At 35.2% G+C, this 25,249-nt stretch carries 19 protein-coding genes and 2 pseudogenes; 12 read left to right on the top strand and 9 right to left on the bottom strand.

Annotated elements, in window-relative coordinates; translation table 11 throughout:
- The first annotated feature begins 512 nt into the window (after positions 1-512).
- The gene (locus F5ESL0237_RS00295; RefSeq protein WP_122024311.1) at positions 513-1,577 is read left to right on the top strand and encodes a serine hydrolase; all 1,065 of its coding nucleotides are present in this window, start codon (positions 513-515) and stop codon (positions 1,575-1,577) included.
- A 50-nt stretch (positions 1,578-1,627) separates the two neighbouring features.
- On the opposite strand, the gene F5ESL0237_RS00290 is transcribed toward F5ESL0237_RS00295, so the two are convergent.
- Positions 1,628-4,471 (bottom strand): DEAD/DEAH box helicase, encoded by a 2,844-nt coding sequence (locus tag F5ESL0237_RS00290; RefSeq protein ID WP_122024310.1) that lies wholly within the window; start codon positions 4,469-4,471, stop codon positions 1,628-1,630.
- Between the two features lie 75 nt (positions 4,472-4,546).
- Positions 4,547-5,374 (bottom strand): exodeoxyribonuclease III, encoded by an 828-nt coding sequence (locus F5ESL0237_RS00285; protein ID WP_122024309.1) that lies wholly within the window; start codon positions 5,372-5,374, stop codon positions 4,547-4,549.
- 333 nt (positions 5,375-5,707) lie between these two features.
- On the opposite strand from F5ESL0237_RS00285, the gene F5ESL0237_RS00280 reads away from it, so the two are divergent.
- Positions 5,708-6,718 (top strand): D-2-hydroxyacid dehydrogenase, encoded by a 1,011-nt coding sequence (locus F5ESL0237_RS00280; protein WP_122024308.1) that lies wholly within the window; start codon positions 5,708-5,710, stop codon positions 6,716-6,718.
- A gap of 104 nt (positions 6,719-6,822) precedes the next feature.
- On the opposite strand, the gene F5ESL0237_RS00275 is transcribed toward F5ESL0237_RS00280, so the two are convergent.
- The gene (locus F5ESL0237_RS00275; RefSeq protein ID WP_158592368.1) at positions 6,823-7,587 is read right to left on the bottom strand and encodes a pyrroline-5-carboxylate reductase; all 765 of its coding nucleotides are present in this window, start codon (positions 7,585-7,587) and stop codon (positions 6,823-6,825) included.
- Between the two features lie 142 nt (positions 7,588-7,729).
- Positions 7,730-8,425: a YjjG family noncanonical pyrimidine nucleotidase gene (locus F5ESL0237_RS00270; RefSeq protein WP_122021113.1), complete on the bottom strand. Its 696-nt coding sequence runs from the start codon at positions 8,423-8,425 to the stop codon at positions 7,730-7,732.
- Positions 8,426-8,857: 432 nt separating this feature from the next.
- Here F5ESL0237_RS00270 and nrdJ point away from each other — a divergent pair, with 432 nt between their 5' ends.
- From nrdJ to F5ESL0237_RS00250, 4 genes are read left to right on the top strand one after another with little or no spacing between them, the layout of a single operon-like run.
- A complete protein-coding gene (nrdJ, locus tag F5ESL0237_RS00265; RefSeq protein WP_122024307.1) occupies positions 8,858-11,092 on the top strand; it encodes a ribonucleoside-triphosphate reductase, adenosylcobalamin-dependent in 2,235 nt (744 codons plus the stop codon).
- 36 nt (positions 11,093-11,128) lie between these two features.
- Entirely contained in the window at positions 11,129-11,515 is a 387-nt protein-coding gene (locus F5ESL0237_RS00260; protein ID WP_122024306.1) for a DUF4430 domain-containing protein, read from the top strand.
- Positions 11,515-12,030, top strand: coding sequence for an ECF transporter S component (locus F5ESL0237_RS00255; RefSeq protein ID WP_122021110.1), 516 nt, complete (start codon positions 11,515-11,517; stop codon positions 12,028-12,030). Before F5ESL0237_RS00260 ends, F5ESL0237_RS00255 begins: the two co-directional genes overlap by 1 nt.
- Positions 12,027-12,563 carry a cob(I)yrinic acid a,c-diamide adenosyltransferase gene (locus F5ESL0237_RS00250; RefSeq protein WP_122021109.1) on the top strand — a complete coding sequence of 179 codons (537 nt, stop codon included), beginning with the start codon at positions 12,027-12,029 and terminating at the stop codon, positions 12,561-12,563. The genes F5ESL0237_RS00255 and F5ESL0237_RS00250 overlap by 4 nt, the downstream gene beginning before the upstream one ends.
- Before the next feature lie 100 nt (positions 12,564-12,663).
- Here the strand turns inward: F5ESL0237_RS00250 and F5ESL0237_RS00245 are convergent, their stop codons facing one another.
- Complete coding sequence (locus F5ESL0237_RS00245) at positions 12,664-13,527, bottom strand: NAD(P)-dependent oxidoreductase (protein WP_122021108.1); 864 nt, start codon at positions 13,525-13,527, stop codon at positions 12,664-12,666.
- 153 nt (positions 13,528-13,680) lie between these two features.
- Between F5ESL0237_RS00245 and F5ESL0237_RS00240 the strand changes: the two genes are divergently transcribed.
- The 4 genes from F5ESL0237_RS00240 to F5ESL0237_RS00225 all read left to right on the top strand — a co-directional run bounded on the left by F5ESL0237_RS00240 (position 13,681) and on the right by F5ESL0237_RS00225 (position 18,093).
- Positions 13,681-15,453, top strand: coding sequence for a 1-deoxy-D-xylulose-5-phosphate synthase (locus tag F5ESL0237_RS00240; protein WP_122024305.1), 1,773 nt, complete (start codon positions 13,681-13,683; stop codon positions 15,451-15,453).
- Complete coding sequence (locus F5ESL0237_RS00235) at positions 15,440-16,309, top strand: alpha/beta hydrolase (RefSeq protein ID WP_122024304.1); 870 nt, start codon at positions 15,440-15,442, stop codon at positions 16,307-16,309. The genes F5ESL0237_RS00240 and F5ESL0237_RS00235 overlap by 14 nt, the downstream gene beginning before the upstream one ends.
- 106 nt (positions 16,310-16,415) lie before the next feature.
- Positions 16,416-17,297 carry a LysR family transcriptional regulator gene (locus tag F5ESL0237_RS00230; protein ID WP_122024303.1) on the top strand — a complete coding sequence of 294 codons (882 nt, stop codon included), beginning with the start codon at positions 16,416-16,418 and terminating at the stop codon, positions 17,295-17,297.
- Positions 17,298-17,403: 106 nt separating this feature from the next.
- Positions 17,404-18,093 (top strand): carboxymuconolactone decarboxylase family protein, encoded by a 690-nt coding sequence (locus tag F5ESL0237_RS00225; RefSeq protein ID WP_122024302.1) that lies wholly within the window; start codon positions 17,404-17,406, stop codon positions 18,091-18,093.
- Positions 18,094-18,214: 121 nt separating this feature from the next.
- On the opposite strand, the pseudogene F5ESL0237_RS00220 reads toward F5ESL0237_RS00225, so the two are convergent.
- A pseudogene (locus F5ESL0237_RS00220) lies at positions 18,215-20,153 on the bottom strand (glucose PTS transporter subunit IIA).
- A 249-nt stretch (positions 20,154-20,402) separates the two neighbouring features.
- Between F5ESL0237_RS00220 and treR the strand changes: the two are divergent.
- Both treR and treC read left to right on the top strand, forming a co-directional pair.
- Positions 20,403-21,134, top strand: coding sequence for a trehalose operon repressor (gene treR / locus F5ESL0237_RS00215; RefSeq protein WP_122024301.1), 732 nt, complete (start codon positions 20,403-20,405; stop codon positions 21,132-21,134).
- Positions 21,131-22,786 carry an alpha,alpha-phosphotrehalase gene (gene treC, locus F5ESL0237_RS00210; protein WP_122024300.1) on the top strand — a complete coding sequence of 552 codons (1,656 nt, stop codon included), beginning with the start codon at positions 21,131-21,133 and terminating at the stop codon, positions 22,784-22,786. The genes treR and treC overlap by 4 nt, the downstream gene beginning before the upstream one ends.
- Positions 22,787-22,858: 72 nt before the next feature.
- On the opposite strand, the gene F5ESL0237_RS00205 is transcribed toward treC, so the two are convergent.
- The 3 genes and pseudogenes from F5ESL0237_RS00205 to araD form a co-directional block, all read right to left on the bottom strand.
- Positions 22,859-23,575 carry a MurR/RpiR family transcriptional regulator gene (locus F5ESL0237_RS00205; RefSeq protein ID WP_122021100.1) on the bottom strand — a complete coding sequence of 239 codons (717 nt, stop codon included), beginning with the start codon at positions 23,573-23,575 and terminating at the stop codon, positions 22,859-22,861.
- Between the two features lie 28 nt (positions 23,576-23,603).
- On the bottom strand, positions 23,604-24,917 hold the full coding sequence (celB, locus tag F5ESL0237_RS00200) for a PTS cellobiose transporter subunit IIC (RefSeq protein ID WP_122021099.1): 1,314 nt from the start codon (positions 24,915-24,917) through the stop codon (positions 23,604-23,606).
- A gap of 206 nt (positions 24,918-25,123) precedes the next feature.
- Positions 25,124-25,249: pseudogene (gene araD / locus F5ESL0237_RS00195) on the bottom strand (L-ribulose-5-phosphate 4-epimerase); the annotation flags it as partial.

Below are 25,249 nucleotides of genomic sequence, written 5' to 3'. Positions count from 1 at the left end.
TATCAGATGCTCTCGACTCTGTCAAGAACTTTTTTCTGACCCGCGCTGCCGCTTCTTTAAACAACAGCGCTTTTTATATTACTAAACTCAGTCGCTTTTGTCAACTGGTTTTTTATATCTTTTTTGCCGCCTTGCCTTTGCCTTACTGGCTTTGCCCTGACGACAGTTATTTATATTAGCAACCTTTTTTGGTTTTTGCAACCCTTTTTTATGATTTTTTTCAAGCCAACTAAATTGTATACGTTAACACCTTTATTTATAGCCAATAGTTACATGAGATAATATTTATGTTTGTCCCTATATTTTTGATTGTGATCATATATTTTTTAGCCAATAGCTTAGAAATCAAATCGTTAAATAAACTTAATCTTTTTCACATATCTTTGTTGCAGTTATCGTTTTATAATACAAATAATAGTTTAAAGGAGAAGTTTAATATTGTGAAACATAAAATTTTAACAACTATTGCAGCATTAACTATAGGTACTTCTACTGCAATTAGTACAAAAGCAATGCCAGTTGAAGCTGCAACTTCATCAACTAGCACTAATGATAATGAAGAAATGTCTAATTTTGTCAGAGAAACTTTAAAAAGGCACCATGTCCGTGGTTCGGTTACTGTAGTAAAAGATGGGCAGCCCCAAACAATTAGTTATGGTTATGCTTGGTATGGTAAGCGCATTGGCAACGGTAAAAGCAATGTAACATACCCGACGGCCTCGCTACAAAAAGTGATTACTGGAGCAATCATAATTCAACTTATGAATGAGACCAAAAATACTAATAAAGCATTTAACCAGTACACTAAGATTTCACGTTGGTATCCCAATCTAAAAAACGCTAACCAAATTTCGGTCGGTAATCTATTGACCCATACCTCTGGTATTAAAGCTACCGGAACTGAAATAAACCGAGGCTATGTATATTCAGAAGCTAATGCAATTAACTGGATCGTTAACAATATTAATGCAACTTCTTCCGATTTAGTTGGTAGCTACCATTACAACAATAGCAACTTTATTTTGCTGACAGGAATAATTAGACAGGTCACAGGTAAATCTTACGAAGAAAATTTTCAAAATCGCATCGTGGATACCTTAGGCTTGAAAAATACTTATTTGTACCAAAACATCCCCAATGACAAAACTGACCCAATTTCTTATTATTCAAATGGAAGTAAAAACTATCAAAGTCCCGCCTACATTAAGCAGTCACTTGCTTCACAAATTCCTGGAGCAGGTAATCTATTTACTAGTCCCAGCGAATATTATCAAATCCAGGCTGGTCTTTGCAATGGAAAGATCCTGAATAAGAATGATTTTTATTATCTAACACATTTAAAGAGTAAGGTCACAGATTACTCTGGTGGAATGTATTTACAAAATAACGATTCACTCAAATTAGCATATGGTAGTATTGCAGCTATGCATTTTGGCACTTGGGTGCAGTTGACAACCGATAATCAAAATGGAATTATCATGTTTTTAAACCAAACTGATGATAATAAAAATGACCAAAAAGCAGTAGGATATGAAATATTGCAGCATATTAAACCTAATACGTTTGTTCCTCGCTAAAATCAGCGCTACACAATAAAAAGCTTCTATAATTCATAGAAGCTTTTTTATTATTCAAATAGTAGTTGATACATTTTACTTTCTAAAGGATGTTGTAGCCGTAAATTCATACCAACTACTGCCTTTTTTTTCGGACCCAAAAGTTCTTCTTTAACGGTTTTCTTTTGTATATCAGCTTGACCTAAATAAAAAAATTTCTTGCCTATAGCATCACTTTTTTTCACAAACAAATGTAGTTTCATCTTCGGTGTATTAAGTAATCTTTTAACTTCATCCGAATTTATGTGCCGTGGTGCCCTAGTATACCAACGCAAAGTTTGACCATCTTCTAATGTGTTATGATATAACGCATTACGCTTTTGAGATGAATCCTTTTCATAGGTAATAAAAATCGGAGTTTCTTTTTTATCTACACGATAGCCATACATTGGTGCAGAAACATCTTTAGGCCAATCAAGCAAACGACATACATCCTTGCGCTCATATTGCTGATAAAGTGTAAATTGTTCTTGCTTATTATAGCGTTGGTTAATTTTTAGCCCCGTATTAACTACATCAGTAAATAATTGCTTAAATATATGATTGTTCTGCAAAGCCTGGCTCAATTTTGGTGCTAAAAGATAATTAAGTAAGTCATCCTGTTGTATTAGTGATTGACCACCATATTGGGCCTTCTTGGTTGTCTGCCTTTGCTTAACGTCAAAAAAATCTAATGATAAAATAGCCAATACCGACTTTAAAACTGCTTCGTTACAATATGTACCAAATCTTTTTAATATATTTTCAAATTCCCTATGACTGATATGTTCTTTTGTTAGTAAGGCTTGCAGTAGTAAGAGTTCATGCGGTCTTTTACCATTTAAAAGTTCTTTGGTTAAAAAAGACAAGATCGCATGCTCAAATTCAGTTAATTTAACTGATTCTCCCATTTTAACCAAAAATTGAGCATAATTTTGAAAACCAGTATGATTAGCAAATACCTCAGGAGAAGTTGAACCATAGTTAACAAAATCAAAAAGCAAGGGCACACGACCAATTTTTTCTTTTAATTCTTGATAAGATTGCCTTAATTCTTTAACGCTATCAAGTTTAATTTTGTCAAGCGAAGCCAAAATTTTAGTCGATGCAATTTGGCTAAAATTAATAGTTGAAACATCAATAAATCCAGGTAAGATAGTCTCCTTACGTACTTGATCGATATCTCGGCTGTTATCTTGATTTAAGGCAATTGGAATTAAATAATTATTTTTATAGTTACCAATAAAATCAATTACCGTTACATAGTCCTTCCCAGCATATTTACGTAATCCCCTACCAAGTTGCTGAATAAAAACAATACTTGACTGTGTGTTACGTAACATCACAATTTGATTAAGAGCTGGAATATCAATCCCTTCATTAAAAAGATCAACTGTTATAATATAGTCAAGCTTACCTTGTTCAAGCTGTTCAACTACTTCTTGTCGCCTTTTTTCACTATCTTGATTAGTTAAGGCAACTGCAGGATGGCCCTTGGCAGAAAAAGCCTGGGCTAATTCACGTGCTTCTTCTTGTCTACTACAAAAGACAAGTCCCTTAGCTCTATTACCACAATAGCCATAATAATCAAGTTGTTGTAAGACATAATCCACTCGTTTTGGTGCTAATAAATAGCGCAAATTAGCTGTTTCATCAATCACCTCATTATCGACTTCATAATCAGCAACTCCAACATAATGAAATGGTGTCAGCATCTGTTCCTTTAAAGCATCCCGTAAGCGAATCTCATAAGCCAAATTGTAATCAAATAACTGATAAACATCTTGATTATCCATTCGCTCAGGCGTAGCCGTCATACCTAGCCAAAATTTAGGCTTAAATTTTTTGAAAATACGCTGATAACTTGGAGCTGCAGAGCGATGTGCTTCATCAATTAGAATATAATCAAATTCGGTCTGACTCAATTCAGCTAAAACTTTAGATTGACTTAAAGTTTGTACCGTCGCAAATATATATTTACGATTCAATTCATGTTTATTTCCGGTCAATAAGCCATAATCGGTTTTGGCTCCACCAATTACTTGATAAAAGCTAGCTAAGGCATTTCGCGCTATTTGCTCACGATGAACAACGTAAATAAATTTTTGTGGCTTAAAAGACTTTACCGCAAATGCTCCTAAATAAGTTTTACCAGTACCTGTAGCAGATACTATTAAACCGCGTGACTGACCACGAGCAATTAATTGACGTAATTGCTTTAAAGCAGCTTTTTGCATATGATTGGGAACTATTTCCTGAGAAATAGGTAGTTGGCTTTTTGTTTGCCGTTTTATTTGGGGGCGCACCCAACTTTGTTCATATGTTTGCAGCCATGAACTAGTCAGCTCTTGACTAACTTTTTTTAAAGTCTCAAGTTGCTTATTAATTTGCTTAGTTAAGGTCGCATTTTCTTTCGCACTGACCTTTAGCGCCCACTCATAATTACTAAGCAAGGCTGATCTAGTAAAATTGGCACTGCCGATTATCATAGTTTGCCAGTCATCGTGCTCAAAAAAATAGCCCTTAACATGAAACCCATTTTTGGGTGCTATTTTAACTGATAAGTTATCGATCTTTAATAATTCGTGAAAAACGCGTGGATCATTAAAATTTAAATAATCACCGGTAATTAAAGTTCCTGAAATACCTTGTTGCGCTAAGTCTGCCATTATCACTTTAAAGGGAACTAGCATATCTTGCGTAATAAACGCAACTGCCCAAGTAAAGTTTTTACAATGCATAAGTTCATAACGCAAAGTTAACCAAATATTTTCATGTTTTGTATTTGTTAACAGCTTAGGACCTACAATTTCATGTCCTGGATAAGATAAATCATATAGACCATTAAGAATTGCATCTTGTAGTGTATCATTCATTCAATATTGCCTCAGCACCATTTTATATAAAATAAAGAGAAATCTAACTTTTTTGGATTTCTCTTTATTTATCTTTTAAATATCAATTTCAAGTAAAATCGGACAATGGTCTGCTCTAAGCCCAGTATCAATCATCTCAGAACGTTTAACCTTATCCGCAATTCGCTCACTAGTTATCCAATAATCAATTCGCCAACCAGAATTATTTTGCTTGGCGGTCTTCACTCTTTGGGCCCACCAAGAATAAATTCCTTCAATATCGCCATTTACTTTTCTAAATGTATCTACAAAACCAGCTTCAAGTAATTTCGTAAAACCTTGCCGCTCTTCATCTGTAAAACCTGCTGAATGATGATTATTATCTGGATGTTTCAAATCAATTTCTTTATGAGCACAATTATAATCTCCACTAGCCAAGACAGGTTTCTCTTGATCTAGTTTTTTCAAATAATCGCAATACTTCTTATCCCAACTTTGCCGCTCACTTAGACGCTTTAAACCACTGCCAGAATTTGGTGTATAAACTTGGGTAACAAAATATTTAGGAAATTCTAAAGTAATAATTCTACCTTCATCGTCCATTGGCTCAGGTGCGCCAATTCTAGGAAAAGTTGCTAATGGTTTAAGTTCCTTCTTATATAAATACATTGTCCCCGCATAACTTTTACGAGCTGGCTCTTGGGCCGAACGCCAAACAATTTCATATTCAGGAAAATTTTTTGCTAAGATTTCTTGGTGCTTTTTAGTTGGACCTGTCGAGCGCAACTTAGTTTCTTGAAGGGCAATAATATCCGGCTTATGCTCGTATATTTTTACTAAAACCTGCCGGGTTGCTTCAGCGCGTGATGATGTTCCCGTCAAAGCTGCATTTAACGAATCAATATTCCACGAAATTAAAATCATTTATTTCTCCTTTGTTGTATCTTGCTTACCCATTATATATTTTTTAAGATTGTCTTGTTATCTTGCAGCACTTACTCATGCAAAATAAAATTATAAAATTCTAACCTAATTCAAGCCACAAAAAAGCTGCTCATTATTTCACGACTTTAGTCAAAAAATACTGTACATTTATTTACTTAGTTTAATCCTATCTCATTAATAATGTAAGCGATTGCTTTAATAGCAGGTTATAATAAAAGTAAGATTCTTCACAAGTTTATATTTTTAATTCAATCATTACAAGTGTATAATAGCACAAGAGAGAATAATGATAATCTATGGAGGTTAGATTTTATGACTAAAATTTATGCTTACGCTATCCGCAAAGATGAGGAACCATATGTTCACGAATGGCAAGCAGCCCATCCCGACATTACTGTTGATTTTACAGATCAACTGTTGACCCCTGAAACTGCTCAATTGGCTCAAGGAGCTGATGGTGTTGTTACTTACCAACAATTAGATTACAAAGCGGACACTATCGAAGCTTTAGATAAGCTTGGTATTCACAATTGGTCAATTCGTAACGTTGGAATTGACAACATTGACTTAAAAAAAGCTAAAGAACTTGGGTTTAAATTAACCAATGTTCCAGTATATTCACCTGATGCTATTGCTGAACATGCTGCTATTCAAGCTGCTAGAATCTTACGCCAAGATAAGGCAATGGATGAAAAACTTGCTAAACATGACTTCCGTTGGGCACCAACAATCGGTCGTGAAGTACGGGACCAAACTGTCGGTGTTATTGGTACGGGACACATTGGCCAAGTATTCATGCAAATCATGGAAGGCTTTGGTGCTAAAATCATTGCTTATGACTTATTTAAGAACCCAATCTTAGAAGAAAAGGGTTATTACGTTGATAGTTTAGATGAATTATATGCACAAGCAGATGTCATCTCACTTCATGTCCCTGACGTTCCAGAAAACATCCATATGATTAACGATGATTCTATTCAAAAGATGAAAGATGATGTTGTTATCATTAATGTATCTCGTGGTCCTTTAGTTGACACCGATGCTATCGTGCGTGGATTAGATTCTGGTAAAATTTTCGGTTTTGCAATGGATACTTACGAAGGTGAAGTTGGTATTTTCAATAGTGATTTCACCAATAAAGAATTACCTGACAAGCGTCTTGCCGACTTGATTGACCGACCAAATGTTTTGGTAACCCCACACACTGCTTTTTACACTACTCATGCTGTTCGCAATATGGTTATTAATGCTTTTGATAACAACTTAAAATTAATTAAGGGTGAACCAGCTGATACACCAGTTGATTTAAATAAAGAATTTTAATTTCACAAATTAATTTATTCTACTTAAACACATGCTATAACTTTACAAAAAGCACCGATTTATTTCGGTGCTTTTTGCATTTATTTTTATTATTATCATACCCATTAATTAGCTGAAGCGTTAGTTGCCTGGATTAAAGCACCACGAAAACCTAATTCTTCTAGCTTATTAACTCCTTTTATGGTTGAACCACCTGGCGTTGTTACTTCATTTTTTAATTCTTCTGGTAATTTTTTTGTATCAAGAGCTAATTGAGCTGTACCAATTAGCATTTTTTCAATTATTTCATAGGAATCCGTCCGCTTAACACCATTTTCTACTGCAGCATCACTTAGGGCTTGGATTAATAAATCAACATAGGCTGGCGTACACCCAGCAATTGTGCCATAAATTCCTAACTTATTTTCAGGAACAACATAGACATCACCCATGCAAGCAAAAATATTTTTAGTTAGTTCGATTACTTCTTGTTTTTCCTCAGAAAGAAAGCTAATTACTGTGATACCCCGACCAATTTTAACTGGTGTGTTAGGAACAACTTTGACAAAGGTTGCATCTGCTGAAATCAGCTGCTTAACCTTTTTTAAATCGCCACCACCAGTTGAAATAATTATGCCATGATAAACTTGTCCTAGTTTTATAAAAATATTATCAATTGCTGAACCACCTACTGCTACAATTACTGCTTCACAGGGTTCAAATTCATTATACGTATCTACTAACTGTAACCCATATCTAGTTGCCAGTTTTTGTGCAGATGCGTGCCCACCGTCATAAATATAAATATCCTCACTAGCAGTTTTAGCTTGTAGTAGTCCCTGAACGATAGCAGTACCAATTTTACCAGTTCCAATAAATCCAATTTTCATTTCAATCACCTTCAATTGTTTAAAGAGTAGCATCAGCAATTAACACTAATTTTCTTGAAAATCAGCCAACCACTGTCACATTAATAACACTTTACTTTATTATACCGAAATCATTAATTAACTAAGCACCTAGCAACTTAATTTATAAATCATTTTTAAGTAGCTTAACGAATTGGGGATAATTTTTTACTTCATACAGGGGATGCAAATTCATATTATTTTTTCGGTGCCGATGGTTATACCAAATACTATTAAAGCCATAATTTTCTGCACCTAAAATATCTGACTGCAAACCATCACCAAAAAAAATTGTTTCAGCAGGTCCGATTGAAGATAAATTGAAAAAATAATCAAAAATACGTTTGTCTGGCTTAGCAAAACCAGCTGCTTGAGAAGTAACAATTAAGGAAAAATAATTTTTTATTCCTGCCAATGCAAGTCGATGTTCTTGCATAAAGCTTTCGCCATTACTCAGAACCGCTAACTGGTAACCTTTTTTTTGAGCAAATCTAAGTGTATCTATAACACCTGGCAACAACTGATGAGATTCACTAAAATAACTGCGGTACTCTTGCATAATTAATAGACCATCAACATTAATTTGTAGGTTATCTTTGAGAAAGTTATGAAAAACCATTTCACTGAGCTGGTCGTAGGTGATCTTTCCTTGTTCTAACTGGCGCCAAAGACCTTGATTGTAACTGTTATAACGCTGTTGCAACGCCGTAGTTAATTTCCAATGATGGGCATTAAAAAGACTACGTAAAGCATAATGTTCTGTAGCAGCAAAATCAATTAAAGTATCATCAACATCAAAAATTATTTGTTTAAATCGCAAATAAATATCTCCTTATTGCTATTAATATATAAATTAATAAACTTAAAAATTAATCTGTTTACTATCTATTTTATTAAAATTAGCGGACAAAGTCATTTAACATGTTTAATCCAGTATTATGCTAACACACTTTAAGTTGGCTTACCTTTATTAAATCGCCTTAGCATAGTTAGTCTATTTAAAAGATTATTCTTTGTAGTTTTTCTTTACCACTTCAAGTCATTAGGTAAGCACAATTTTTAATTTATTGTGCTTTTTTCTTTGCTATTTATTTTAAAACTTAGTATTTCTTACTCGCACATAAAAGACTGGCGTTATTTTTTTATTTGCTAATTTTTTATTGCATACACAACATGTTGTGGTATCATTTTTTATATAACCATACATAATGTAGTTGTGAAACAAAATTTATATCTAGGAGTCATTTTTATTATGAAAAATTCAACCATAACTTTAAGTCAAGCCTATATTGACCGAGTGAAACAAAATATTACCCCCCATTGGGGCGAATTAGGCTGGGTTACTTACAAACGGACTTATGCCCGGTGGCTACCAGAAAAAAATCGTTCTGAAAATTGGGATGAAACCGTTAAAAGAGTTGTGGAAGGTAATATCAATCTTGATCCCCGCTTAAAGGACTCACCTTCAGATAAATTATTTAATGAGTTAACCACTGAAGCTCAAGAACTATTCAAAATGATTTATGGCCTTGCTGCTACTCCATCTGGTCGCAATCTTTGGGTTTCTGGTACTGACTATCAAAAACGCAATGGCGATTCCTTGAATAACTGTTGGTTTATTGCTATTCGTCCTCAAGCTTATGGTGCCAGCCATATTTTGCCCGATTATTTAAAAAAAGAACAGGTAGCAGTTTCAATGCCCTTTTCTTTTCTATTTGATCAACTAATGAAAGGGGGTGGTGTGGGATTCTCAGTTACTCAAGATAACATAAAAAAAATACCCCAAGTCGACAATAACATTGATTTAACAATTATTATTGATCAAGATAGTGATTCTTATACTGATACAATTAAACTTGGTGCAATTGATAAAAAAAAGTGGTCTAAACAAAATAGTACTCCAAATGACTGCATCTATTTTGAAGTGCCCGACACACGAGAGGGCTGGGTCTTAGCTAATGCCAGATTAATAGATATGCATTTTAATCAAACAAATCCTGAGCACAAGACTAAATTAGTCATTGATATCAGTAATATTCGTCCTTATGGAACAAAAATCAATGGTTTTGGTGGTACAGCTTCTGGGCCAATGCCGTTAGTTGAAATGCTTTTCGACATTAACAAAATCATCAATACATGTTCAAACCGCAAAATCAGTTCAGTTGATGCAACAGATATTTGTAACTTAATTGGCAAAACAGTTGTTGCTGGTAACGTTAGACGATCAGCTGAGTTAGCATTAGGTTCTAATACAGACCAAGCATTTATCACTATGAAACAAGACCAAGATAAGCTCTATCACCACCGTTGGGCATCAAATAATAGTGTAGCAATTGATGCTGCGTTTACCAATTATGAACCGATTGCCAATGGTATTAAAGAAAATGGCGAACCAGGCATTGTAAATTTGGACTTATCTCAAAACTATGGTCGAATTATAGATGGATACCAAAAAGACGTTGATGGTGCAGTAGAAGGAACCAATCCTTGTGGTGAAATTTCTCTTGCTAATGGTGAGCCTTGTAATTTATTTGAAGTTTTTCCTTACATTGCTGAACAACAAAATTGGAATTTAAAAGATGTGTTTAGATTAGCCACCCGCTATACCAAACGTGTTACATTCAGTACTTACGATTGGGCTATATCCCGGGAAATAATTTATAAAAATCGTCGTATTGGCGTATCTATGTCAGGCATTCAAGATTGGTTATTGAATGATTTAGGTCACCGTGTTGTCACTGGTTTTAAAGAAGAGAGCGATCACGAAACTGGAGCTAAAATTCAAGTACCGATTTATGATCCGAAAGGAATTGAAATGGTTTCTAACGCATACCAAGCGGTTGTGGATGCAGACAATGAATATAGCCAAGCTTTAGGATGTAATCCTTCAATTAAACACACTACAGTCAAACCATCAGGAACGGTAGCAAAACTTGCTGGTGCTTCTGAAGGTATGCACTTTCACTATGCAGGCTACTTAATTCAACGAATTCGTTTCCAAGCGTCTGACCCGCTTCTTAAAGCCCTCGCTGAATGTGGTTATTATTCAGAACCAGATGTTTACACACCAAATACAGTTTGTGTTGAATTCCCACTACGAGCTGCACATGCAGATAGTGAAAATTTTGCCTCTGCTGGCACGGTTTCAATTGCTGAGCAATTCGCAACACAAGCTTTCTTACAAACATATTGGTCCGATAATGCTGTAAGCTGCACCATTACCTTCCAAAATGATGAAGGTAAGCAAATTACATCTTTATTCAACCAGTACCGCCATATTATTAAATCAACCTCTCTTTTGCCCTACTATGGTGGTTCATTGAAACAAGCTCCAAAAGAGCCAATTGATAAAGAAACATATGAAAAAAGAAAAGCCTCAATTATTGCCGATGTTGCTACAGTCTTTGCCAAGCAAAACAATGACCAAAAAAATTTGGAATTAATTGATCAAACTGATTGTGAATCAGGGTCTTGTCCAGTCAAATAAATCAAATTAGAATTATATAATTTAGGAGAATTTATTATGAAAAAAAACAAATTAGCAGTTCTTGCTGGAATAGCAACTATTTTTACTTTTTCTCTTACAGGCAATCAGACTAGCCAAGAAGTTATGGCTAAGCCTAGTAATAAAATTACCGTAGCTTATACACTTAATGTAAACAAAAAAAATATAAAAAACAAAAAGGTTAAACTCTCTAAACATGCAACAGTGATGTCTGGTCTTAAAAAAGCTTGGCGAGTTAAGAGCACAAATGGCTTTATCACTGCAATAGATGGTAAAAGTCAAGATACTCACAAGCAAATTTATTGGACTTATACAATTAATGGTAAATTTGCTAATAAGGGAGCTGCGGAACAAAAAGTAAATAACCACGATAAAGTTAAATTTACTTTAGCCAAAATGAATTAATGCTTAACTCAACTAAAAAAATAGCCTTAATGGCCGTTTTAACAGCAATGTGTGTATCCCTAAGGCTTTTTAAAATTATTCCTATACCTAATGTTCAACCCGTAACTGATATTTTAATGATTGTGACTTTGAATCTTAGTATTAGCTTTGGCTTGACACTTGCAGTCTTAACCATGGTAATTTCAAATATTTACTTAGGTTTCGGTTTATGGACTATTCCTCAAATTTTTGCCTATGGCGCATGTATCCTAACTGTTGCACTACTTAGTAAATTAACACCTTTAAAAGACCATCTAACTTTACAGTTAATTCTTGCTACCTTTTTAGGTTGGGAATATGGCTTTTGGGTTGACTTAGGCATGTCAATTTATGGAGGTATTCCTGCCTTCTTAGCATATTGGGCTAGCAGTCTTACTTTCGATACTTACCATGCAATTGGTAATTTAGCTTTTTATCCAGTTTTATATAAACCACTCTGTCTTGCGCTTAATCACTTCCAAAGGAGAAAAATATGACATTGAAAATATATACAAAAACTGGTGACCAAGGCTTCACTAAACAAGTTACTGGTAAAATGGTGCCAAAATATGACTTGCAAATAGCTACTATTGGTGAAGTCGATGAACTTCAGTCTTATTTCGGAGTTGTAATAGCTAATTTATCCACCAACTGTAGTCAATTACGGGAGCTTATCCAAAATTTACAACGCACGCTTTATCTATTACAAGGAGATATTGTCGTCAAAAGACGGTCTAAAATCACTTTAAAGGAAGTTAAAGAACTTGAACAAGAGATTGATCGGCTAACTTCCCTGCTACCAGCATTAACAGAATTTATTCTACCGGGTGGCTCGATTACAGCCGCTAATTTACATTATGCTCGAACCATTGCCCGCCGTGCTGAACGAACAATGGTCCAGTTAAATGAAGAACAAAAATTAGCACCTGCTTGTTTGCAATATTTAAATCGTTTATCTGACTACATATTTGTTCTGGGAAGGTATGCCAATTTTTTAGACGGAAAGCAAGACATCCCCAGCAAGCAGTAATATCCCACTTTTTAAGTATAAATATTAATTTAAAAGCAGGACGGCGATTAATAATCGCTGCCCTGCTTTGTTCGTTTAAGACTTTACCAAAAAATTACTCTTACTGCCACCATAGTTTAATTAAACTTTGCGTACCCAAATCACCCAAATGTTGTTTATCAACCAAAACTTCGTAGAGCCTTTTAGCTTCAGTTGTTGCCGGTAAACTTAAATTCATTTCCGCAGCAGTTTCTAGTGCAATCCGCAAATCTTTCAGAAAATGTTTACTGAAAAATCCAGGCGTATAGTCACCTTGTAAAATTCGTGGACCATAATTGCTAAGACTCCAATTAGCCGCACTTCCACCACTCACTGTTTCTAGCACAGTGGCTAAGTCAAGCCCAGCTTCTTTAGCATAGACAAACATCTCTGTCATTCCCGTCATGGTTCCAGCAATCATAATTTGATTAGCCATTTTAGTATTTTGACCTGATCCTGCGGGCCCAAAATAGTGAACAGCTTTGCCAAAATCATTAAAAACAGGTTGTAAAGCTCTAAAAGCGTCTTTATCGCCACCAACCATAATGGTTAACGTACCATTTTTGGCACCAAGATCGCCACCAGAAACTGGTGCATCCAATATCTTAGCGCCATTCTTTACACCTGTAGTAAAAATTTTTTGCGCAAGTTTTGGTTTTGAAGTAGTTAAATCAACTATATATTTATCCTGCACTATTTCTTCAAAAATACCATTACTGCCAAAATATACTTCTTCCACATCAGTTGGAAAACCCAACATTGTAAAAATTAAATCTGCCTTTTTAGTAACTACCCGCGCACTTGAACACCATACAGCACCTTGTTCAACTAAATTATCAGTTTTACTTTTGCTACGATTATAAACAAAAAGTTGGTGCCCCGCTTTTAGTAAGTTAAGACAGATTGCATTCCCCATCACACCTGTTCCAATAAATCCAATTTTCATTATACTTATCCTCCTTTATGCCAAATATAGTTAATTATAATTTTGCCACAGTTTTAAGTTATTACTTAAACTTATTACAAATAATTAAAATAAAGTATTTTATACTTAGTTAAATCAATTTTATAATAAATATAGTTTAAGGAGGCAAGCATTATGAAAATGCACAATGACTATTTACTAAATAAAATTAATAATCCGCAAGATTTAAAAAAATTGACTTTACCTGAAATGGAACAACTAGCAACTGAAATCAGAACTTTGATTTTAGAAAAAGATGCAGCAGAAGGTGGACACCTCGGCCCAGATTTAGGAATTGTGGAAGCAACAATTGCTTACCACTTCGTTTTTGATGCTCCAAAAGACAAAATTGTGTGGGACGTTTCGCATCAAACCTACCCCCATAAAATGTTAACTGGCCGCGCTACAGCTTGGCTTGACCCGACCCATTATGAAGATGTCACCCCATATTCCAACCCAGACGAAAGTGAGTATGATTACTATGCAATAGGTCATACTTCTACTTCTATTGCCTTAGCCACTGGTATGGCGAAAGCCCGGGACTTGATAGGGGGGCACGAAAATATCATGGCTTTAATTGGTGATGGCTCACTAACTGGCGGCTTAGCCTTCGAAGGATTAAACAACGCGGCTATTGAACCACATAACTTAGTCGTTGTTGTAAATGATAATCAATGGTCTATTGACGAAAACGTTGGCGGTTTAGTTACTGCACTGGCAAAATTACGGACATCTAATGGAAAAGCACCAGAAAATCCTTTCACAGCCATGGGCTTTGATTATCGCTATGTTGCAAATGGTAACAATGTTCAAGATATGATTACTGCCTTCAAAGCAGTTAAAGATATTGATCACCCTATTCTTTTACATATTAATACCATTAAAGGAATGGGTTATGCCCCTGCACTTAAGGATGAGGAAGCCCACCACTGGGTAATGCCCTTTGATCTTAAAACTGATCAGCCAATCAAATTAGCTGATACAAAGCCAACTGCCAAAACAGTTGCAATTGAGACTATTAAGAAACAAATTACTCAAGGACAAAAAATCATGGCTATCAATGCCGCAATTCCTGGGGTATTTGGCCTAGATGAAATTAAGCATGATTTCCCTAAAAATTACATCGATGTTGGTATTGCAGAACAAGAATCGGTTGCCTTTGCCGCTGGCTTTGCAAAAGAAGGCGGCACCCCTGTTTTATTTGAAAACTCAACTTTTTTGCAACGAGCCTTTGATCAACTATCTCACGATGTGGCTGCAAACAATTTACCAGTTGTAATGCTAGTTGCTGGGGGCGGAATTTCTGCAGAATCAAAGACCCACTTAGGAATTTTTGACCAAGTAATGATTAGCAACTTGCCAAATTGGATTTATCTAGCCCCTACAACTCTAACTGAAGAAAAAGCTATGCTAGAATGGGCAATTAAGCAAAAGAAACAGCCAGTAGCGCTTAAAATGCCAACAAATATTGTACCTAACGGATCAACTGAATCACTTTTAAGCGATTACAGTCAAATAAAATATCAAGTTAAAGCTGGTAAAAATATTGCCATATTAGCTTTAGGTGATTTTTATTCATTAGGTCAGCAAGTTGCTGAGCGGTTAGGAGCTACCCTGGTTAATCCAATTTCTGCCAATATTTTAGACCAACCAACTTTAGACCACCTTGCTGCTACTCACCGGCTAATTATTACTTTAGAAGATAATATTTTAGATGGTGGTTTTGGACAAAAAATAGCAGCTTATCTTGGTAAGCAAAATGTTAAAGTACTTAATTATGGGCAAAAACGAATCTACACTGATCAAACTCCACTTGCTAAAATTTATCAAGAAAATCATTTAACAGTCGAGCAAATTATTAGCGATTTAAAGAACAACTTAAGCGCTTCAACAAATGAAAAGAAATAAGACCATCATGCTTACACTGGTAATTATCATCTTGTTAATTCCTCTTTTGCTATTTAGCAGGCGTAATTATCAGTCAGAAAGAGCGACCATTATTCCAATTGCAACCCCTACTCTCTTTGTTCATGGGTGGGGCAGCAGTTATCATGCCGAAGAAAATATGGTCTCAGCTGCCAAAAAAAGTGGTGCTTCTAATGCAGTCATTCGTGCTGATGTTAGCCCCGATGGTAAAGTAAGTTTAATTGGAACAATTAAACAAAACGCTAAAAATCCGATTATTGAAGCTAATTTTCAAAATAATAAGAGTGTCTCACCTTATGCAACCAACCAATCTTTATCTTTGAGTAAAAGTAGCAACTACGTCAAAGATATTATTCTTGCTTTACAAAAAAAGTACCATTTTAAAAAAATAAATTTAGTAGGACATTCGATGGGTAATTTACAAATTGCTTACTTTTTACGCAATAATTTAAGCAATACTAATCTGCCTAAATTAAACAAACAAGTCTCCATTGCTGGGCATTACAACGGTTATATTGGTGAAATCGGAGCACCAAAACATACAGTTCTAAATCAAGACGGCTCTCCCCAAAAAATGGCTGCAAGTTATCGGGGATTGTTAACTTTAAGAAAAAGCTTTCCTAAAACAGCAGGCGTTCTAAATATTTACGGTAATACTGGTAAAGGAAACGATGGAGCAGTTGATGTTAATTCTGCCCGTTCATACCGCTATTTAGTTAGTAAGCAAGCTGGGTCATATCAAGAACAAGAAATCTATGGTAAAACGGGGCAACATAGCCAACTACATGAAAATCAGAAGGTCAATCAGCTATTGATTAATTTTCTTTGGCCAAAATAGCTTTATGATAATAAAAAACAGTTTCTATCTTAATGATAGAAGCTGTTTTTAATATACAGTATAATTATTTTAAACTGAAATTAATAAGCAGAATGGACCAATAATTATGGAATTAAGAGTTTTAAATTATTTCGTAGCTATCGCTCAAGAAGGCAATATGACTCGTGCCGCTAAAAAATTACTAATTTCTCAGCCCGCCTTATCAAGACAAATTAGTGATTTAGAGCAAGAACTTGGCGTAAATTTATTTAATCGCCAAAAACATCACTTATCTTTAACTCCAGCAGGACAATACTTACTAAGTCAAGCCACAGAAATCTTGGCTTTAACTGCCAAAACTAAAAATAATTTAACTGCCTCAGCCTTTATCGGTGGTGACTTAACAATTGCTGCGGGAGAAAGCTTGGGCATGCAGCGGATTATGAATATAATTAGTCAAATTATTACAGAATATCCAGCAGTTAAATTACACTTATTAAGCGGTGATTACAGCTATGCAGAATGTAAGTTAAATAATGGAACAGCTGACTTTGCCATTATTATTGGTGATATCCCGGTAAATAACTATGCTTCACTAACTTTACCAGAAAAAGATACTTGGGGAATACTGATGACAACGGATGACCCCTTAGCCCAGAAGACAGAAATTAGCCCCCAAGATTTAATTGGACGCTCAATTTTAAATTCGCAACAATCAGACAACCTACAAATATTTCAAAATTGGTTGGGCAATTATCAAGATTGCGTTAATTTCATTGGCACATATAATTTGAATTTTAATGGTACTTTGCTGGTTAAAAATCATACTGCCTTAATGGTTACTTTAGATAATCTACTCAACATTGAACCAGGGGCAAAATTAACTTTCAAAAAATTAGCGCCCAAAATGTATCAAACAATTAAAGTAGTCTGGAAACGCGAAGTTAATCTTTCCCCTGTAGCTAAACTATTTTTAAAACGATTAAAGGCTTCAATTTTCAAAAGTTAGTAAGCAGATAACTATAACAAAATATTATTGCTAATCATATTCAATAAGTATTTTACATAATTGACTAAATAACTTAAAATCTGCCTAAAATAAAGGAGATACTACTATGAAAAAAAATATTTTAGCGCAATATGAACAGTTAATTACTCCATTTATAACAGATGTCAATCAACATTGCCGTGCTCATTTAAAACAGGATCGTGTGTTAATTCCAATTATTGCTAGCATTACCCAAGGAGTAACTTCTTCACTAACTGAACTAGTTGAGCAAGCTTTAGTGGCCCATGTTCAACCTGAAATTTTGTTAGAAACTGTTTATCAACTAACACCTGTGCTGGGGCAATTAAAAGTTAAACAAGCCTTAACCATTATGCAAGCAGTTTTTGAGCAACAGCAGTTGACCCCAGTCCAACCACAGCTCCAGCCCGATAAAAATTTTGGGGCAAAAATGCAAGATGAAATTTATGGTACGGAAATCAAAAAGCTACTCCAGGACTTACCAGATGAAGCTGGTGATTTTATTCCTGAAGCTCTAACCCAGCATTTTTTCAATGATTTCTATAACCGTGAAACTTTACCCGTCCGCGACCGGGAACGCTATGAATTACTAGCTTTAATTACACTAAACGTTAACTTTCAAATTAAAGCCCATGCTAGAGGTAGTTTGAAAGCTGGCAATAGCGAAAGTGAATTGATTTGGTCAGTTATCCAACTTTTACCATATGTCGGTTTCCCATTTGTCATTAATAGCGTCCAGATTATACATCAAGTTGCCCAAGAATTAATAACTAAATAATTACGAGAATTACTGAACAGTAATCAAAGCATTACAAGCTAGAAGTCGAAGAAACAATTGAAATATTTGCAAATAATTAAGATATAAAAAGACACTACGCAAATAGCATAGTGTCTTTTTGTTATAAATTTACTATATTCTTTTTTTCTGGCGCATCTTTAGGATTATAACTATCAGTTTCTTGATAACCAAAGAAATACGTTAGACTAAAGGCAGCAACTATTGTTACTATTGCAACAAGCCAAAAATACAGTAAGTTATTTGGATTACCTTGACCAGCTTTTGCTACAAATGATGGAAAACCAATCAAGCTACCAGTAAAACCGTACATATCAACTTTCAATAGTCCATTAACTAATCCGCCAATAGCTGCGCCTATACTTGAAGTTAAGAAGACTCGACCATATTTTAAGTTGACGCCATACATGGCAGGTTCGGTAATACCAACTGCTGCAGAAATAGCTGCACTTAAAGATAATCCTTTTAAATCTGGGTTATGCTTTGTCTTAACCCAAACTGCTAAAGCGCCAGCACCTTGAGCGACCATAGTAACGGAAATAATACCATTTAAAACACTATGTCCATATTAAAACACTATGTCCATTAGCGGCAATATCATTAGCAATTAGCGGAATCACCGCCCAATGTAACCCAAAAATAACTAGGACCTGATAGAGCCCACCAATAATTAACCCCGACAAAGCACTATTAACTGTTAACAACCATTGTAAAGTGCTAGCTATTCCCTCGGAAATAAATGAAATTACTGGTCCAACAATGATTAAAACCGTCATACCAACTAAAAAAATTTCAATTAAAGGGGTGAAAATTTGTCTTAAAGTTACTGGCATCCATTTCTTAATCCAAGGTTCGATCTTAGCAGCCATCCAAGCTGCAAAAATCATTGGAAAAATTGAGTAAGTATATTGAGGAATATGAATAGGGATACCAAAGAAATTTGCATTAATCCCTACTCCAGCAAGATAATAGGTATATTTGCCACTAGCAAAAATTTTTACTAATTCGGGATAAATTAGAAAACCACCAATCAAAGAAACTATGACGGGATTAGAACCCAGCTTTTGAGCAGCAGTGAACCCCACAATGATTGGCAAAAAGTAAAAAGCCGCATCCCCCATGGCATTAATAATAGTGTACGTAGAGGTTGTAGTCGACATATGACCGAAGTTAGTTAAAATATTGAGAATTCCTTTTAGCATACCACTAGCAGCTAATAAGCCAATTACCGGCATCATTGACCCAGTAATCACTCCAATCATTTTGAAGAAAACTTGTTTAAGTTTATTACCTACGCCAGTAGTAACTTCATTATTTAGTGTTTCTTTTTGTAAAGAAGGATTAATCCCAAGTAAAGCAATTAACTCATCATAAACATCCTCAACCGTTTGACCAATTACAACCTGATATTGATCATTAGCACGTGCTACATCTAGCACCCCCCTAATTTGTTTGACCTGCGCGTCATTAGGAATACTATCATCCTTTAAAGTAAAGCGTAGCCGCGTAAAACAATGAATCACACTTTTAATGTTATCAGCTCCGCCAACAGCTGCTAGCACTTGCCGTGCAATTACTCTTACCTGTGGTTCTGCACTGGGTGCAGTATGAGCACTTGTTTCTTGCTTCAAGCTAACAATTGCTGCAGCTTCACCCGCACCTATCATGCCCGTTTGGACAGTAATAGTTCCTAAAACTTGAGCACTATTAGTAATGGCGACAATAATTGTATTGTCCTTATGGGCTGCTTTAATCGCTGCCAAATCAACTGTTGCAATTGGCTGACCAGCCTTAACTTTGTCGCTTGTTTTAACTTTTAAAGCAAATGGTTTACCCCCAAGTTCAACCGTATCAATACCCAAATGAAGTAAAAGTTCAATCCCACTATCAGTCCTCAATCCAATTGCATGTTTAGTTTCAGCAAGCATTACTACTTTTCCATCTACTGGCGCAATAATCGTATTCGTATTAGGAACAACTGCAAAGCCTTCACCGAGCGTCTTTTGTGAAAAAACTGGGTCATTGACATGAGCAAGCTCAATAACTTCCCCAGTGACAGGTGATAATAAGTGATATTATTATTCATAATGTAACCCCCATAAATCATTTATTGCTTGCTCAAACAATAAATGTTATCGCTTTCAAAATGATTATATAACTTGTATAGACAAGTGTCAATAATATGTTTATGATATTGATATAGCATAACTTTGCACCCATAGCTTTATGGCTTATTGCTTGTAAAACAATTAATAATAATATGATAAAAGTAAAAAAGGTGGATTGAAATAATGTCAGCTAAATATTTACAAATTGCTGCTGATTTAACCAAAAAAATTAAACATGGCTCATATATTCCTGGTAGTTTCTTACCTAGCGAACCTAATTTAACAGCCTTATATCACGTTTCACGTGAAACAATAAGAAAAGCATTAAACGAATTAATGTTGGCGGGGTTAATTCAAAAAATCAAAGGTAAAGGCTCTATTGTCTTAAGTAACGCACGTTTTAGCTTTCCTATTTCAAATATTACTTCTTTTGATGAACTAAATCAGCAGGAACAAATGCATGCCTCAACTAGGGTTTTAGCCCTACATGATTCGCACTTGCCAATTAATATCAGCCAAGAACTCAATTTAACTGATACTGCCGCTACTTATATTGGTCGCCTACGTTCGGTCAATCATGAGCCAATTGTAATTGACGAAGACTATATTTTAAAAAAATATGTTCCTCAGCTTTCAAAACAAGTAGCAGAGAATTCACTATATTCTTATTTTGAACAAGAACTAGGGTTAGCAATTGATTACGCTACCAAAGCAATTACTGTCGAACCGGCCAGTAACAAAATTATCAACCAACTGCAGCTAACTGATACTAACTTAGTAGTGGTGGTGCGCAGTTTAACCTATTTAAAAGATACGTCTTTTTTTCAATATACAGTTGCTAGTCATCGCCCTGACAAATTTAAATTTATTGACTTTGCTCGCAGAAAAACAGAACATGGAGGTTTTATTTTATGAGTTTAGCAGATAAAGTTATTTATCAAATTTATCCCAAATCTTTTTATGACAGCAATGGCGATGGAATTGGAGATTTGCGCGGAATTATTCAAAAAATCCCCTACCTTAAGCAATTAAACATCGACATGATTTGGTTTAATCCATTTTTCGTTTCACCACAAAATGATAATGGCTATGATATTGCAGATTACTATGCTATTGACCCTTTATTTGGAACAATGGCCGATTTTGATGAATTAATCACCCAGCTAAGGCAAAATCATATCGAGGTAATGCTAGATATGGTTTTCAATCATTGTTCAACTAACCACCAATGGTTTCAAAAAGCTCTAGCTGGCGATCAATATTATCAAAATTTCTTTTATCTGCGCCAGCCTAAAGCCGATGGTAGTTTGCCTAATAATTGGCGTTCGAAATTTGGTGGCCCAGCTTGGGCACCCTTTGGTAATACTGGTAAATATTACTTACATTTATACGACAAGTCGCAAGCTGACCTAAACTGGCATAATCCTGAAGTAAGAAAAGAATTATTTAAAGTTATTAATTTTTGGCGCGCTAAGGGAGTCAAAGGTTTTCGTTTCGATGTAATTAATGTAATTGGCAAAGATGAAACTTTGGCAGATGCACCAGCTAAAATTGATAGTAAGGTACTATATACTGATCAACCAATTGTTCATCAATACTTGCAAGAAATGAATAAAAATACTTTTGGGCGTGATCTTGAAACAGTAACTGTGGGAGAAATGTCCTCAACTGATATTGCTAATTCTATTGCATACACCAAAAAAGATAATCATGAATTATCCATGGTCTTTACCTTTCATCACTTAAAAGTTGATTATCAAGATGGCCAAAAATGGACTAAAATTCCTTTCGATTTTCAAAAGTTAAAACAATTACTCAATGACTGGCAAGTTGGCATGAGTAATGGGGGTGGGTGGAATGCACTTTTTTGGAACAATCACGATCAACCATGGGCCTTAAGTCGCTTTGGCGATTCCAAACACTACCGCGCCAAATCGGCCGAAATGTTAGCCACGGTATTGCATCTACTACGCGGAACACCTTATATTTATCAAGGCGAAGAAATTGGCATGATTAACCCCAACTACCAAAGTATTACCGATTACGTTGATATTGAAACCAAAAATGCCTATCAAGAACTACTAAAAAAAGGATTAGATGGGCAAAAGGCTCTCGCCATTATTCAAGCTAAGTCCCGTGATAATAGTCGGTCGCCTATGCACTGGGATGATTCGCAAAAGGCCGGTTTTACCACGGGTACACCATGGTTAAAACCACAAGACCAAGCGCAAATTAATGTTGCAGCTGAATTAGACCATGGTGAAATTTTCCCATATTATCAAAAGCTGATTCAGCTACGAAAAACTTATCCAATCATAGCTAATGGCAGTTACCAACCAATTGATTTAAATCACCCACAAGTTTATGCTTATTGCCGTAAATATAATGGTCAGGCCTTGTTAGTTATCAATAATTTTTATGCTAATCCTGCTTCCTATCAACTTCCCCAACATTACCAAAAACTGCCAGCTGAAACTTTAATCAGTAATTACAGCAAACAGTTAAAAGTTGTGCCTAGCGTTGTAAATCTCAAGCCCTACGAAGCACTGGCTCTTTTAGTGAAATAATCGAAGTAGTTAAAAAGCGCTGAGCCTAATGCTCAACGCTTTTAATTTGTATTTTTAAAATTTTTATCTTAATTATTTATCTTTTTGCAAAGCCCGTGACAAACGTTCAAGTAAATAAACTACTGGAACTTGGGTAGTTAAGTTAATCGTTTGGCCAATAATTTTATATTCTAAATGATAAGTAAAATTAAGATCTGATACGTGCGCAATTGTATTATCTGCTTCATTCGTAATACTAACAATCGTCGCGCCTAACTGGCGAAAGTTATTCACTTGATCAATTGTAGGTTGTCCCTCACCGCTAACCGACAGAACAATAACTGTCTTTTCTTGATACGAATCACGACATAAATTGACTGGATAATAAGGATCTCCTATAGCAAAGGCACTACGCCCATTATTGACAAATTGACGCGCACCATAATCACATAAATCCCCTGAAGTGCCAATGCCAAAAAAGATAAACTCTTTTGTTTTTTGAGCAATACGCTTAAATTTAGTAATTTTTTGCTCATAATTAGGCAAAACATCTTGTGAAAAATAGTATTGTGCTTGATAGGTAATATCATCGACTACCTGATTACGCTTATTTTCAGCTTTAATTGCATTTTGCAAATCATAATAGTGGCCATATCCTAAAGCATTTAACGTGCGCACTACCGAAGCGGGTGAGACCTGTAAATTATTAGCTAATTCACGCAAAGTAATCTCTTTTACCTTTTGTTTATTGGCTACAATATAATTATAAATTTTTAATTGCGTTACGGTCAGTTTTCGTTTAGATTGCACTACTTATTCCCGATTCACTTTTAATTCATTACTTAGCTGATTCTTTAGCTTGTTCTAGTTCTTGTTCAGCTTTCAACTTAGTCCGATCCATACTTCTAAAGAAGAAATAGTAAATCATTGTATCCATTACCAAGTTGAATAATTGCATAATTCCACCCGAAATATGCCCTGTTGAAAGAATTCCTGATAAGATTGGTGGAGTTGTCCAAGGCGGATAAATTCCAATTGTTTTAGCGACCCACCCCATCTTCATAGCTGTGTAAGTTGTTATGACATTAGCCATTGGTGCTAAGATGAATGGTAGCACAATTTGGTAATTCAAAACGATTGGTACACCAAAAATAACCGGCTCATTAATATTAAAAATCGCTGGACCAATTGACAGCTTACCCATTGCCTTCATTTCTTTATCTTTGGCAAAGAAAGCCATTAAAATAACAAATCCCAGGGTTGCACCACAACCACCAATATGAACAAAGTTGTCAAAGAAAGTTTTTGTAATAATATTGGGAATAGCTTCATGCGCTTTAAGAGCTGATGCATTAGCAGCTAAAGCAGCATACAAAATAGGATCTACTACCCCTGAAATGGCATTAGCACCATGGATACCAAAAAACCAAAGTAGACAAATTACTAATTCAATAACTAATGCACCACCAAGAGTATTAGTCACCTTACTCATTGGATTTTGTAAGAAGAATGTAATCACATTAGGTATGCTCTTCATTGGCGTAGCTTCAACACCAATTCGAACTAACCAAACTACAAATAGTGAAATTGCTCCCGGGAATAAAGCTGCAAATGAACTACTAACTGCAGGTGGGACAGTTTCGGGCATTTTGAAGACTAAGTTTTTATGCATTAACCACACATATAAATCAGTTACAAATAATCCTACTAATAATGCAGTAAACAAACCCGATGAATCAAATTGTTTCAATGGAATCAACAAGCCACCATCTTTACCAATCTGCATGGGAATAGTTAAAATGAACGCTGCTATTGCCACAATCATTGCTGAAAATGGATCAATTCCTTGATAGCTTTTAGCTAAGTTATAAGAAATACCCGCAACAGCAATTAAGCCCATAATATTAAATGAGGCATTGGTTACATACTGCACAACCGTAGCCCAATTAGGACCAAAAACGTGGGCCATGAAATCCAAATACCCTTTAATAGGGAATTGTCCGATAATCATGAAAATTGATCCAATGATAATCATTGGCACTGCCGCAGTCATTCCATCACGCAAGGCGACCATGTGCCTAGCACTAGAAATTTTATTGAATAACGGCATTAGTTTTTCGGTAAGAAAATTATTTTTGTTTTTCTCTGCCATTTTACATACTCCTAATCATATTTCATTTTCTTCGCAATTAAGGAATCGCTTACAAATAATATATTATCATTTTGTTTCTTAAAGTCAATTGTTTTTTAGAAACATGTTTCAATAAATAACAAAAAGAAAATAAATAACCACGGCATAATTTTTAATTACTGCCGTGGTTTGAGTACTTCTAAAGCCAGTTATGCTAGTACAACAAGTTATTTTCTTTTCGCATGGGTCTGCGACTGGGCATTATTTTGCCCGTAATACGCTCCTTGACCATGCTTTCGATAGTAATGCTTATCTAATAAATACTGGGGCACATGACTATCTGCTCTAGTTAA

It is taken from the genome of Lactobacillus sp. ESL0237, from assembly GCF_003692985.1.
Lineage (GTDB): Bacteria > Bacillota > Bacilli > Lactobacillales > Lactobacillaceae > Lactobacillus > Lactobacillus bombicola.
Note: the sequence above shows the minus strand (reverse complement) of the source record. Positions and strands in the feature narration are given on the sequence as shown.